The organism is Luteibacter sp. HAY1-4A, assembly GCF_056755355.1.
In genome coordinates this window covers 48,172-60,235 of the sequence record NZ_JBNDHZ010000029.1, presented here as the reverse complement: position 1 = coordinate 60,235, position 12,064 = coordinate 48,172, and the positions used below count along the sequence as shown (strand labels likewise).

12 protein-coding genes, 1 tRNA gene and 1 other RNA gene are annotated in these 12,064 nt (G+C 67.0%); 7 read left to right on the top strand and 7 right to left on the bottom strand.

What is annotated here, in order from left to right:
* Positions 1-169 precede the first annotated feature (169 nt).
* The 6 genes from ACPYOD_RS11580 (at position 170) to ACPYOD_RS11555 (ending at position 3,429) form a co-directional block, all read left to right on the top strand.
* A tRNA-Ser gene (locus tag ACPYOD_RS11580) sits at positions 170-260 on the top strand.
* Positions 261-280: 20 nt separating this feature from the next.
* Positions 281-377: signal recognition particle sRNA small type (gene ffs / locus ACPYOD_RS11575), an RNA gene on the top strand.
* A 76-nt stretch (positions 378-453) separates the two neighbouring features.
* Positions 454-2,124, top strand: coding sequence for a DNA polymerase III subunit gamma/tau (gene dnaX, locus ACPYOD_RS11570; protein ID WP_481301878.1), 1,671 nt, complete (start codon positions 454-456; stop codon positions 2,122-2,124).
* Positions 2,121-2,444, top strand: coding sequence for a YbaB/EbfC family nucleoid-associated protein (locus ACPYOD_RS11565; RefSeq protein ID WP_167127946.1), 324 nt, complete (start codon positions 2,121-2,123; stop codon positions 2,442-2,444). The genes dnaX and ACPYOD_RS11565 overlap by 4 nt, the downstream gene beginning before the upstream one ends.
* A gap of 19 nt (positions 2,445-2,463) precedes the next feature.
* Entirely contained in the window at positions 2,464-3,066 is a 603-nt protein-coding gene (recR, locus tag ACPYOD_RS11560; RefSeq protein WP_481301877.1) for a recombination mediator RecR, read from the top strand.
* Between the two features lie 18 nt (positions 3,067-3,084).
* On the top strand, positions 3,085-3,429 hold the full coding sequence (locus tag ACPYOD_RS11555; protein ID WP_481301876.1) for a histidine triad nucleotide-binding protein: 345 nt from the start codon (positions 3,085-3,087) through the stop codon (positions 3,427-3,429).
* A gap of 37 nt (positions 3,430-3,466) precedes the next feature.
* Here ACPYOD_RS11555 and ACPYOD_RS11550 read toward each other — a convergent pair whose 3' ends face one another.
* From ACPYOD_RS11550 to ACPYOD_RS11530, 5 genes are read right to left on the bottom strand one after another with little or no spacing between them, the layout of a single operon-like run.
* On the bottom strand, positions 3,467-4,690 hold the full coding sequence (locus ACPYOD_RS11550) for a DUF418 domain-containing protein (protein ID WP_481301875.1): 1,224 nt from the start codon (positions 4,688-4,690) through the stop codon (positions 3,467-3,469).
* Between the two features lie 58 nt (positions 4,691-4,748).
* Positions 4,749-5,348 (bottom strand): Slp family lipoprotein, encoded by a 600-nt coding sequence (locus tag ACPYOD_RS11545; RefSeq protein ID WP_481301874.1) that lies wholly within the window; start codon positions 5,346-5,348, stop codon positions 4,749-4,751.
* A 41-nt stretch (positions 5,349-5,389) separates the two neighbouring features.
* Positions 5,390-7,384, bottom strand: a complete 1,995-nt coding sequence (locus ACPYOD_RS11540) for a transglutaminase TgpA family protein (protein ID WP_481301873.1) — start codon at positions 7,382-7,384, stop codon at positions 5,390-5,392.
* Positions 7,381-8,337 carry a DUF58 domain-containing protein gene (locus ACPYOD_RS11535; protein WP_481301872.1) on the bottom strand — a complete coding sequence of 319 codons (957 nt, stop codon included), beginning with the start codon at positions 8,335-8,337 and terminating at the stop codon, positions 7,381-7,383. The genes ACPYOD_RS11540 and ACPYOD_RS11535 overlap by 4 nt, the downstream gene beginning before the upstream one ends.
* A complete protein-coding gene (locus tag ACPYOD_RS11530) occupies positions 8,337-9,278 on the bottom strand; it encodes an AAA family ATPase (protein WP_481301871.1) in 942 nt (313 codons plus the stop codon). The genes ACPYOD_RS11535 and ACPYOD_RS11530 overlap by 1 nt, the downstream gene beginning before the upstream one ends.
* Positions 9,279-9,283: 5 nt before the next feature.
* Between ACPYOD_RS11530 and ACPYOD_RS11525 the strand changes: the two genes are divergently transcribed.
* Positions 9,284-10,903 (top strand): ArnT family glycosyltransferase, encoded by a 1,620-nt coding sequence (locus ACPYOD_RS11525; protein WP_481301870.1) that lies wholly within the window; start codon positions 9,284-9,286, stop codon positions 10,901-10,903.
* Positions 10,904-10,918: 15 nt separating this feature from the next.
* On the opposite strand, the gene ACPYOD_RS11520 is transcribed toward ACPYOD_RS11525, so the two are convergent.
* Entirely contained in the window at positions 10,919-11,503 is a 585-nt protein-coding gene (locus ACPYOD_RS11520; protein WP_481301869.1) for a Maf family protein, read from the bottom strand.
* A gap of 2 nt (positions 11,504-11,505) precedes the next feature.
* A complete protein-coding gene (locus tag ACPYOD_RS11515) occupies positions 11,506-11,835 on the bottom strand; it encodes a hypothetical protein (protein ID WP_481301868.1) in 330 nt (109 codons plus the stop codon).
* Between the last annotated feature and the right edge of the window lie 229 nt (positions 11,836-12,064).

The window sequence follows — 12,064 nt, the reverse complement described above, 5'->3', positions numbered from 1 at the left end:
AGATGTGTATAAGAGACAGGATGGGTGCTTGCGGCAGTCGGGCCCGCTGCCGCGGATCGCCGCTGAAGCGGCTCCCACAGCGAATCGACGCTTGTTTAGCGGGCCTGCTCCCGGTTATCCTTCCGCTTCTTTGCCGGACAGGACGCCGGGAAAGGAGTTGTACCGGTGCGGAGAGGTGTCCGAGTGGTTTAAGGAGCACGCCTGGAAAGTGTGTATACGTTAATAGCGTATCGCGGGTTCGAATCCCGCCCTCTCCGCCAGTTTGTCTTTATGGTGACCCTGTCGGTCCCCCCGCGACGATAGACCGTAAACTCCGCCAGGTCCGGAAGGAAGCAACGGTAGCGGACGATTCGGGTGCCGGGGTGTGGCTGGCAGGGTCATCGCCTTTTCGGGGCGCGCTTTCACGACCCCCCGGTCCTTGGCACAATCCACTGTCGTCCCAAGGTACTACGCATGTCCTATCAGGTCCTCGCACGCAAATGGCGCCCCCGCAAGTTCGCCGAACTGGTGGGCCAGGAGCACGTGGTCCGCGCGCTCACCAACGCGCTCGACTCCGGGCGCATGCATCATGCCTACCTCTTCACCGGTACGCGTGGTGTCGGCAAGACCACCATCGCGCGCATCTTCGCCAAGTCGCTCAATTGCGAGCGCGGTGAATCGGCCGATCCGTGCGGCGAGTGCGCGGTCTGCACCGCCGTGGACGCCGGGCGCTTCGTCGACCTGCTGGAAATCGACGCGGCCAGCAACACCGGTGTCGACGACGTGCGCGAGGTGATCGAGAACGCGCAGTACGCGCCGTCGCGGGGCCGCTTCAAGGTGTACCTCGTCGACGAGGTGCACATGCTTTCCAAGCCGGCCTTCAATGCGTTGCTGAAGACGCTGGAAGAGCCGCCGCCGCACGTGAAGTTCCTGCTCGCCACCACCGACCCGCAGAAGCTGCCGGTGACGGTGCTGTCGCGCTGCCTCAAGTTCAACCTGAAGCGCCTGCTGCCCGAGCAGATCTCCGGACAGATGCGTCACATTCTCGGCGCGGAAGCCATCGAATACGAAGACGAGGCGATCGTCGCGCTCGCGCATGGTGCCGACGGTTCGTTGCGCGACGGCCTGTCGCTCCTCGACCAGGCCATTGCCTACGGCGGCGGTGCGCTGCGCGCTGCCGACGTGCGTGCCATGCTCGGCAGCGTGGAGCGCGGACAGGTGCTGGGCGTGCTGGAGGCCCTGGCCGCCGGCGACGGTGCGGCGCTCATGGCGGAATCCGACCGCATCGCCTCGTTCTCGCCGGACTTCGGCGGCGTGCTCGACGACCTCGCCACCGTGCTGCATCGCGTGCAGTTGATCCAGCTGGTGCCGGGATACCGGGGCGAAGAGGCCGACGAAGGCCTTGCCGACCTGGCCGCCCGCCTTGCTCCGGAAGACGTGCAGCTCTACTACCAGATCGCCACCAGTGGCCGGCGTGAACTCCCGTTGGCCCCCGACGCCCGTATCGGCTTCGAAATGGTGCTGTTGCGCATGCATGCCTTCCGTCCCGCGGAAGCCGGGCAGGGCGCGTCGGCGCCGCGTCCGGTGGCCGCAGCTGCGTCGAATGGGCCCGCTGCCGCGGGATCGCCGCTGAAGCGGCTCCCACAAACCGAGTCGGCCGCGCCAGCCCCGCGGCCGGCGCCTGCCCAGGCGGCGCCACCCGCGCCGGGCCCGGCACCCGCCGCCCCGCCTCGGTCCATCGCCGTCGGTGCCAACGGCTTGCCCGACTGGCACGACGTGGTCGAGCGCGCGAACCTGCGCGGCCCCATCGGGCAGCTGGCGCAGAACTGCTCGTTGCGGGAGATCGACGGAGAGACCATGGTGCTGGCGCTCACGCCATCGCACATGCACCTCGCGGTCGAACCGCTCACCAGCCAGATGGAAGAAAAGGTCTCGCAGGCCCTCGGCCGCCGTATCCGTTTCCGCTTCGTCGCCGACCGGGGCAACCTGGGCACGCCGGCCGAGCGCAGGGCGCAGGCAGCGAGCGACGCGCAGGCCAACGCGGAGGCCTCGATGGAAGCCGATCCGCTCGTACAGACGCTCAAGCGCGAATTCGACGCACGCGTCATCCCGCAATCGATCAAACCCGTGGAGCCAGGAACGTGAAAGGTCAAATCGGTCAGCTGATGCAGCAGGCCCAGCGCATGCAGGACGAGATGAAGCGTGCGCAGGACGAACTCGCCAAGACGGAGATCACCGGCAGCGCCGGCGGTGGCCTCGTGACCGTCACGATGACGGGCGGCCACGAAGTGCGCTCGGTGCACATCGACCGCCAGGCCTTCGCGGACGATCCGGAGATGGCCGAAGACCTCGTGGCCGCCGCCGTGAACGATGCCGTGAACAAGATCGCCGAACTCAGCCGCACGCGCCTCGGCGGCGTCACGGCCGGGCTCAACCTCCCGCCCGGTTTCAAGATGCCGTTCTGACGAACGGCCGTCGTCCACGATGAGCAACGGCTCCCGCCTCCTCGGCGAACTGATCGACGCACTGCGCTGCCTGCCGGGTGTGGGCGCGAAGAGTGCGCAGCGCATGGCCTTCCACCTGCTGGAACGCGAAAGGCAGGGTGGCTTGCGCCTGGCGTCGGCGCTGGAATCGGCCATGCGCGACGTCGGCAACTGCACGCGCTGCCGGAATTTCAGCGAAACGGCGGTGTGCTCGCTGTGCGCAAGCGCCAGTCGCGACCGGCAGGTGCTGTGCGTGGTGGAGTCGCCGTCCGACCTCGCCGCCATCGAGCAGGCCACGGGGTACCGTGGCCACTACTTCGTGCTGCTGGGCAGGCTGTCGCCGCTCGACGGCCTTGGCCCGGACGAACTGGGTCTGCCCCTCCTGGCGGAGCGGCTCGGGGAAGGTGACGTTGAGGAAATGATCATCGCGACCAATCCCACGGTCGAAGGCGAAGCCACCGCCCATTACATCGGCCAGCTTGCCAAGGCCGCGGGCATCCGCGCCACACGGCTTGCCCACGGCGTGCCATTGGGCGGCGAACTGGAGTTCGTCGACCGCGGCACGCTCGCCCATGCTTTCGGAAGCCGGCAGTCGCTTGGCTGATCTTTTGAGGACCCCAGGATGACCGATACGATTTTCGCCAAGATCGTTCGCCGCGAGATTCCGGCCGACATCGTCTACGAGGACGACGACGTGCTGGCCTTTCGCGACCTCAACCCGCAGGCGCCGGTGCATGTGCTGTTCATTCCGAAGCGGCCCATCGCCACGCTGGACGATGCCGTTGCCGGCGATGCCGAACTGCTCGGCAAGCTGCTGTTGGCCGCCGCGGAGTACGCGCGGAAACAGGGTTTAGCGAAGGACGGCTATCGCACGGTGATCAACACCAACACCCACGGCGGACAGACCGTGTTCCACATCCATGTCCACCTCCTGGCCGGGCGCCAGATGCACTGGCCGCCGGGCTGAGGGTCGCGGCCGAGCGTCAGCACGATGCATGGACCCGTTAGGGGGTCCTGATCCGCCAAGGTTGGCGAACGCCATACATCAGCGTTCGCCATAACCATTCCATCGGGCCGAACCGATACCGCTTCAGCCACCAATGGCTGACAAAGACTTGACCAAGGTAAACGGCCATCCCAAGCCACATGGCTTGCGATGGACTCAGACAGCCAAACAGGCCTAGTCCGTACCCGAAGAATATCCAACCGAAAATCAGGGACTGGGCCAGATAGTTGCTGAAGGCCATTCGACCCAGGGGGCCAAGCACGCTCAGCAGGTGATCGGCCCTGGTGAACGTGTAAAGGGCTACGCAGGCGGCTCCATAGCCGATGGCGAGCACGACCGGGCCCAGCGTGATCAGAGCGGAGACGACGGGCGCCAAAACTCGCCAGGAAGATCCTGCATCAGGTAACTCCAACAGGCCTATACCTGCGCCAAGGACGAGGCCGAACACGGCGGCACCGATGAATACACGGCGATGCCTCTCGGGATTGCGGAACACACCGCTCCGCCAAGCGAACACGCCAAGCAAAAACAACGCGAACGTCCGCGGGGCCACCAATACGTGGAGCGGAGCAATGCGAGGTATTTCGGCGAGGTTGAAGCGGACGACTTCGCTCCAGGTTCCACTCGAATAGACCAACGTAGCAACCCGGACGTATTGTCGAAGTGCCGCCTCGTCGGGTCCAAGGAAACTGTCGGGAAGCCACCATGGCATGACGGCATAAGCCAGCATGGCCACTGCACAGGCGGCGACGAGGACGCGATTCGAGGCATATAGGAATGGCAGGGCTATCAACCCTATCAGCGCGTACTCCGTGAGGATGTCGCCATTCCAGATGAAGCACAGATGCAGGACGCCAAATCCAAGCAGAGCAAGCAGTCGTCGGACCAGCAGCGATAGGCGCTGTGCTTTGGCAGCGAGCCTCTCGAACTGAATGGCAAGGCCAATGCCAAACAATAGGGAGAACAGGGCAAACGCCTTCGATTCCATACCAATGCCGACCACCGCATCGACCATACGATCCAAGCGGGATCCTTCCATGGTCGGCGGCAGAAACTGCTGAAACAACGAAACACGGAACTCGGTGATCAGGTTGACCGAGAGCACCCCGAAGAGTGCCACGCCGCGCAGCACGTCGATGACGGATATCCGATGGTCGGGGCGGATGGGTAGCGCAATATCCTGCCCCAAGTATCCGCCCGGTGTTGAAACTTGAGTATCCATGTAAGCCATGCGCGATGGACAAAAAAAGCCGGCTTTTGACAGCCGGCTTTTTCGTGGGTCACTTGCGGGGCGGGGGTGCTACGTGGACCGGCCGCACGATGACCGTGCGCGGGCGGTACCAGAACGGGTCGCCCCAAGGACCGTAACCGTACGGGCCCCAGCCCGGACCCCAGCCCGGGCCCCAGAACGGGTCGTAGAAACCTGGCGGGTAGCGGTTCACCGGAACGCGCTTGGGCCACAGGTACACCACGTCGGCCTCGACGCGCGGGTAGGCGTAATCGAAGTCGCCGACCTTCTGCGTGACGGCGCCGTGCAGCGTGCCGGTCACGGTGATCTCGCGACCGCGGACGAAGACCTCCGGATCGTAGAAACCGTCGCGGCAGGCCACGAAGCGGCCCTGGCTCTCGTTCTTGCCGGCCGTGGGCCGTGCCTGATCGTCGAGCGGTTCGGACAGTACGAAGAAGCAGGTTTGCTGCGGGCCCGGCTCGGTCTTGATGATCTCGCCGCCCCAACGCACCTTGGCGCCCGGCGCGCCGCCCTGCTGGGCACCGGCCGTGGATACGTCGTTGAACTGGCCCTGCAACGGCTGGGGCACCGTGGCGCAGGCGCCGAGTGCGAGAGTCGCCGCGGCGATGGCCAGCGGTTTGTACATGGACATGTCACGTCTCCTGAATACCGGGCACGGCCGATACCATGCCCTTATTTGACCACGCGGCGCGCCTTGAATTCCTTCACCTCGCGCCGAAACCGGATGACCGATTCAGGCGGCGGTTCGTCATGCCCGTAGCGCGACCGCAAGTAAAGCTCGCTCAACCTTTCCAATGCATTTCTCTGCGTGGGCAAGGCGCGTCCGGCGCGTGCAAGGAAATGCCTTGGACCTTCACCCGTCCTTCGCGCGACACCCGCTCTTGCCAGCTTCCGCTGGAGCCTGCGCATCGATACGTCCAGCGCATCGCCCTCGCGCGGCTGGAACAGGGCCCAACCCAGCGCCACGGCGATCAGCAAGGCGCAGCCGACGGCGAAGATCGCGACCAGGTCCGCCGCCTCGGCGCGCGCGACGCCGAACGGTTGCAGCAGTCCTTGCTGACGTAGCGCGTCGAAACCGATAACGCCCCGGTTCCACCATTGGTTGACCACGTCCCAGCGGTCGCGGAGGTTGCGCAGCCAGGCCATGTCGAAGAGGCCATCGCCGCCGCCATGTCCCGCGTTCGCGGCGGCGGCACCGAGCTGCACGCGCTCCGGGCGCACCGCGGCCGTCGGATCGAAGCGGACCCACCCCCGACCCTCGAGCCATACCTCCGACCAGGCGTGCGCGTCCGCGCGCCGCACCAGGAGGTACTGTGCATTGGCGTTCCAGTAGCCGCCCTGGTAGCCGGTGACGACGCGGGCGGGCAGGCCGGCCGCGCGCATGAGGAAGGTAAAGGCGGACGCAAAGTGCTCGCAGTAGCCCTCGCGCGTGCCGAAGAGGAAATCGTCGATGCGGTCGCGGCCCAGTGGCGCGGCAGCGAGCGTGTAAGAAAAATCGGCGTGGAACATGGCCAGGGCGGCACGGGCGATGGCCTCGCGATCCTCCCCGTAACGCTGTGCCCAGGATGAGGCGAGGGCCCGTGCGCGCGGGCCTACCCCGGCCGGCAAAAGCAGGTTTTCCGTCCGGGTGGCCTCGCCCAGGGTCGCCTCGAGCCGGTAACGCGTGGCGGCAAGCCCGGCGAAGGATGTGACCTCGTCGATGCGCTTCCGTGCCAGCACGGTGTGATCGGCATGCATGACCGTCTCGGGCGGTGCAGCCATGGGCAGGTCGAGCATGGGCACGACCCGGTCGTGCGTGGGTTCGATCGACACCTCGTAGGCCGTCTGGCCACCGTATTCGGCCGGCGCGGGCGAACGGCCCATGTTGCGGAAACCCGGCGCCCAGGCTTTTCCGTCGAACGACTGCATGGTGAATGCGCGGAAGTACCGCAATTCGTTTGGCGGTGGCGGCCCGGCGAAGGTCACGCGAAGCGCCGGGGTGTCGTCGGTCATCAACTCCATCATGTCGCCGGGCGCGAGACGATTCGAAAGTCCGGTGGTGGCCGCGGCATTCTGCGGCGTTCCCCATAGCGGCGTGCTGAGGCGTGGCACGAACAAGAAGGCGAACAGCGACAGCGGCACTGCGGCGAGGAGGGCGAGCAGCACGGGTTTGAATTCGCCCGCCCACGTCGTGGTCTGCGGCTCGATCTCCTCGAGCGAGCGCAGTGTGGCCAGTGCCGGCACGATGCCCAGGCAAACGAAAAAGCTTGCGACCAGCCCCTGGTCGAAAAGCAGCGCGCTCATGAGGGCGAAGCAGGCGAAGGCGATGCCGACGCGCGCGTCGCGCCGGTGTTCGCTCTCGAGCAGCTTGAGCACGAGCAGGCCTACCGCGAAGGCGCTGCCTGGCTCGCGTCCGAAAAGCGTGCCGTTCTGCATGATGATGGCGCCGAGCAGCAGGCCGATCAGCGGCAGCTTGATCCACACGGGCGCGCTACGGCCTCCGGTGCGCCGCTGCCGCCACCGCGCGGCAAGGATGACCGAGAGTGCCCCGGTGAGCCAGATCGGCAGGTGGAACGCATGCACCAGCAGCACGAATCCCATGGTGAGGCACAGCAGGTCGAACGAACGCCTGCCAAGCACGGGATCGCTCGTCGGTGCGCGCCGGAGCGACGGACGGAAGCCGGTCATGGCCGCAGCGCCAGGGCGGTCATGCAACGGTGATAGTGCTCGTCGCCCTGCGCCACGTCGAAATAGGCGTCGGGAAGACGCAGGCTCCAGCGACGTCCGGTATCGCGTGCTTCGTCGATCCAGCGCGCGAGCCGGGCGATGCGCGACTCGTCATCGAGGCCGTGCACGCCGTCCCAGTCCAGGCGCCAGTCTTCTTGCGGCGCCGGTTGTTCGAGATCCTTCACCAGCAGGCCATGGTGGCGTGCGCTGAGTTTCCAGGCGATCTGCCGGCGGGGATCGCCAGGACGGTACTCGCGCAACGACGCCGGTTCGTCGCCAGGGCGCGGACGTCCGCGATCCGTGTCGCCGCGGGGCTCGAACGGTTTCGGACCGAGCGCCTCCGGGCGCGGATAGACCAGCACGTTGCGGTCGGGACGCAGCCAGCTCCAGACCCTGAAGAGGCCGAAGGGCCACCGGCTGTGCATGCGCATGCGCGGCAAGGCGAGCCAGCCGCGGAATTCGGTGGGCAGTTCGAATTCCACCGTCACGGTGCCACCGTCGGGAACGCCGAACGCGAATTCGCGACCGGCGACGTCGAGCCGCACCGCCATGCGTTTGCGCTGGCTGGCGGCAACGTCGATCGACACATGGATGGCCTCGCCCGCACGCGCGGTGCCGGTGCGCACGCCGCCGATGGTGAGGCCGTTGAGCACGCGGAAAGCCACCAGCATGCTTCCCGACGCCGCCGCGCCGAGCAGACAGGTCAGCATCAGCGCGGCGTTGTTCGCGTAATTCAGCGCCCCGACGAGCATCACGGCGAGCAACACCGAAAAGCCCATGCCGAATCCGGTCGGCACGATATAGATGCGGCGCCGGTGCAGCAGGATGGGCAGCGGCTCCGGTTGGCGGAGCCGGGTCAGCGATGGCAGGCGACGCTCCGCCCAGGCGACCACCCGCTGGACCTGCGGCAGCATCAGGGCACCGCGGTCTCGGCGAGGATGGCGCGCGCGATGGCCTCGCGATGGCTACCCCGCGCGGGCACGAGGCGATGGGCGGCGGCAGGCACGAACACCGTCTGCAGATCTTCCGGAATGACGTAGTCGCGACTGCTCACCAGGGCCCACGCACGCGCCGCCGCGAGCAAGGCGAGACCGGCGCGCGGCGACAGCCCCACACGCACGTCGTTGTGCTTGCGGCTGGCGCTCAGCAGGGCCTGCAGGTAGTCGAGCAGGGTGCCGCTCGCCTTCACCGCCTGGGCCGCCGCGTGCAATTGGCCGATGGCCGCCATGTCGAGGCGCGGCGTCAGTGAGGCCATCATGTCGCGGCGGTCTTCCCCGGTGAGCAGGGCGCGTTCGGCGGCGGGGTCCGGGTAGTCCAGGCTCAGCCTGAGCATGAAGCGGTCGAGCTGCGAATCGGGAAGCGGGAACGTGCCCGCAAGGTCGAGCGGATTCTGTGTCGCCACGACGAAGAATGGCTTGGGCAGTTCCCGGGTGACACCGTCCACCGTGGTCTGTCCCTCGGCCATCGCCTCGAGGAGCGCGCTCTGCGACTTTGGCGTGGCGCGGTTGATCTCGTCGGCGAGCAGCAGGCTGGTGAAGATGGGGCCGGGATGGAAGCGGAACTCCCCCGTCTCGCGCTCGTAGACGCTGACCCCGATAATGTCGGACGGCAGGAGGTCACTGGTGAACTGGATGCGCTGGAATTCGAGATCGAAGGTAGCGGCCAACGCATGCGCCAGCGTGGTCTTGCCCACGCCGGGCACGTCCTCCAGCAGCAGGTGCCCGCCGGCGATGAGACAGGTAAAGGCCAGCTTCACCTGGCGGGGCTTGCCCAACAACACGCCATTGACCTGGGCCAGGGCGGCGTCGAGGCGGTGCCGCAGCATTTCATCGTGTAACGGATTTATCGCGGACATGATCGATGCGTCTGCCCCCCGGCCTGGCGATAGCGATGAGTGAGCGTTCGAGTGTAGCCGTGCCTGCGCGATCGTGGCGAGGCATCTTTCTCGCCGTGTTCGTCGCTTCGTGCGTCGCGAAGCTGGTGATAGCGTGCACGTTGTCGCCTTTCGGTGACGAGGCGTTCTATTGGCAGGAAAGCCTCGCTCCCGCATGGGGCTACAGCGACCTCCCGCCACTCACGGCCTGGCTCATCGCCGCGTCGGAGGCCGTGTTCGGCCACGGCCTGCTGCCCATGCGCCTGCCGTTCCTGCTCATCGGCGCCATGCTTCCCTGGCAGGTGGGCGCGATGGCCGCGCGCTACGGTGGCGAGCCGGCGCGCTGGCAGGCGGCCACGTTCGCGGCGCTTCTGCCTCTGGCGGGCAGCCTTGGCGTGCTCGCGCTGCCCGACGTACCGCTCACCTTCGCCACGCTCCTCGCACTGCACGGCCTGCTGATCGCGCTCGACACCGATCGCTTCGATGGGTCGCTCCTGCTGGGCCTTGGCCTCGCCATCGCCTGGATGACGCATTACCGCGCGGCGATGCCGATGCTGGGCGGCCTGCTTTTCCTTTTGCTTACGCCACGCGGACGCCTGCAGTGGCGGCGCCCCGGTCTGTGGATCGCGATGGGCGTCGCCGCGCTCGGGCTGTTGCCCATCGTCCTCTACAACGTGGGCGCGCATGGAGCAGGCCTCGCTTTCCAACTGGTCGATCGCAATCCCTGGCGATTTCATGCGGATGCCCTCGTGCAACCACTGGAACAGGCCGTGGCGTGCACGCCGCTCGCCTGGGCGGCGCTGCTTTGGGCGATGGCGCGCGCATGGCGTCGCCGTGCCGAGCCACCCCTGGATGCGATCGCGGTTATCGGCGGCACGTTCGTCGTGGCGTACTTCGTCCTCGGTTTGTTCGCCGACGACCTGCGATTCCGCGCCCATTGGCCGTTGCCGGGTTACCTCGTGGCGTGCGTCGGGTTGCCGCTGGTGCTGCGCGATTCGCGAGTCGCCTGGCGCCGCACGGTCCTGGCCGGCTTCGTTCTGGCGGGTCTGGGGCTCGCCGCCGGCCTGAGTTACCTCGGCCTTGCCGCATCGACGCACGGTGCCACCGTCCTTGCCGGCGTGAAGGCGTTCCCTACGAATTTCACAGGGTGGCGAGAGAGCGCGGCGGTAAGTCGCGAGGCATTGGCGACGCGGCCGGACGCCATCCTCGTCGCCGACAACTTCATGCTTGCGGCGGAACTGCGCTTTGCGCTCGGTGCGTCGCATGCCGTCTATTCGTTGGACGGCCCGTTGAACGTGAAGCATGGGCGGGCGCCGCAACTTGCCACTTGGGAGCTGGACGAAGCAGGCCTCGCGAAACATGCGGGGCGCAGGATCCTGCTGGTGGTCGACGAGTCGAAGCTGCACGACGTCGAGGCGCGCGACTGGCTCGGTTCGATCTGCGCGCGGGTCGACATCGTCGCGCCCGCAGGGCGGGTAGAGGCGTTCGGCAAGCGCCGCAGCTTCGCGCTGTACGAGGGCAGGGCGAAAGCATCGCGTGGCCCCATCGGCCATCCGGACGATTGCGTCGTCTGGATGGCCGCCTACAAGGCGTCGCTTGCCAAGTAGCTTGGTGGGAGCCGGTTACGGGAGCATCACGCCGGCGGCTCTGAGCAGGCGCGATGTCGCGATCAGGGGCAGCCCCACCAGTGCGGTGGGGTCTTCGTTGTCGATCCGTTCGAACAGCGCGATGCCCAGGCCTTCGCATTTGAAGCTGCCGGCGCAATCCAGCGGCCGTTCGCGTTCGACGTAGCGCTCGATGTCTTCCGCGGACAACTCGCGGAAACGGACCCGGGTTTCGTCGACATGGGTCGTCGCGTCGCCATGGAGGTCGATCACGCACACGGCCGTATGGAAGACGACGTCGCGGCCCGAACTGGCCGCCAGCTGTTCGTGCGCCGCCCGCACGGTGCCGGGCTTGTCCAGTATCCGGCCTTCCAGGTCGGCCACCTGGTCCGACCCGATGATGACGGCGCCGGGGAACCGGCCGGCGACGTCCCTGGCCTTGGTTTCCGCGAGCCGAGCCGCGCGTGCCATCGGGCTTTCGTCGTGCCAGGGCGCCTCGTCGGTGCCCGGAGGCGCCTGTTCGAAGTGATCGAGCAGACGGCGAAGCAAGGCGGCGCGGTAGTGCGATGTCGAGGCGAGTACGACGGTGGGTTGCGGTGACACGTTCAGAAGTCCTTGTGGATGTGCTCGCGCACGGCGGTATCCAGGGCGGTCTGCGCGTCGTCGAGGGCCCGCAGGCGCGGTTCGAGCTGGTGCCTGGCCCGCACCAGGGCATCCACCGCGTCGTCCAGTTCCCTCTGGCTCGCCTCCGGGGCGCGGTCGCGGATCCACAGGCGTTGCTGGAGCAGGGCGCGAAGACCGGAATCCACCGCCTGCTGGGCTTCCAGTTCACCGGAGGCGGGCACGTCCGGGCTCACCGACATGACGGCGTGCGCTCGCTGGAGGCGATCGCGGCAATCCTTGAGATCGGACTCAAGCCGGTCGGCATTGTCCATCAGGTCTTGCAGGGCCCCGTGGCGTCGGCGCGACCGTTGATGACGCAAGGTCCACGCGCACAGCCCCAAGGCTATGATGACGGTGCCCGCAAGTGCATAATAGGCAAAGGAAAACACGCGCTCTCTTCCCCTTCATGGGCACCGGCCCGCCAATGGGGCACAGGAAGGGCAGTCTGCCCGAAAGTCGCCGGACCGCGCAAAAGCGTCGGAAAGTCCTGTCGGCGCCCCC

Coding starts and splice junctions, on each gene's coding strand:
- ACPYOD_RS11515 (WP_481301868.1), bottom strand. CDS start 11,835: ATGGACAATGCCGACCGGCTTGAGTCCGATCTCAAGGATTGCCGCGAT.
- ACPYOD_RS11540 (WP_481301873.1), bottom strand. CDS start 7,384: ATGACCGGCTTCCGTCCGTCGCTCCGGCGCGCACCGACGAGCGATCCC.
- ACPYOD_RS11535 (WP_481301872.1), bottom strand. CDS start 8,337: ATGCTGCCGCAGGTCCAGCGGGTGGTCGCCTGGGCGGAGCGTCGCCTG.
- ACPYOD_RS11525 (WP_481301870.1), top strand. CDS start 9,284: ATGCGTCTGCCCCCCGGCCTGGCGATAGCGATGAGTGAGCGTTCGAGT.
- ACPYOD_RS11545 (WP_481301874.1), bottom strand. CDS start 5,348: ATGTCCATGTACAAACCGCTGGCCATCGCCGCGGCGACTCTCGCACTC.
- ACPYOD_RS11530 (WP_481301871.1), bottom strand. CDS start 9,278: ATGTCCGCGATAAATCCGTTACACGATGAAATGCTGCGGCACCGCCTC.
- dnaX (WP_481301878.1), top strand. CDS start 454: ATGTCCTATCAGGTCCTCGCACGCAAATGGCGCCCCCGCAAGTTCGCC.
- ACPYOD_RS11550 (WP_481301875.1), bottom strand. CDS start 4,690: ATGGATACTCAAGTTTCAACACCGGGCGGATACTTGGGGCAGGATATT.
- recR (WP_481301877.1), top strand. CDS start 2,464: ATGAGCAACGGCTCCCGCCTCCTCGGCGAACTGATCGACGCACTGCGC.
- ACPYOD_RS11555 (WP_481301876.1), top strand. CDS start 3,085: ATGACCGATACGATTTTCGCCAAGATCGTTCGCCGCGAGATTCCGGCC.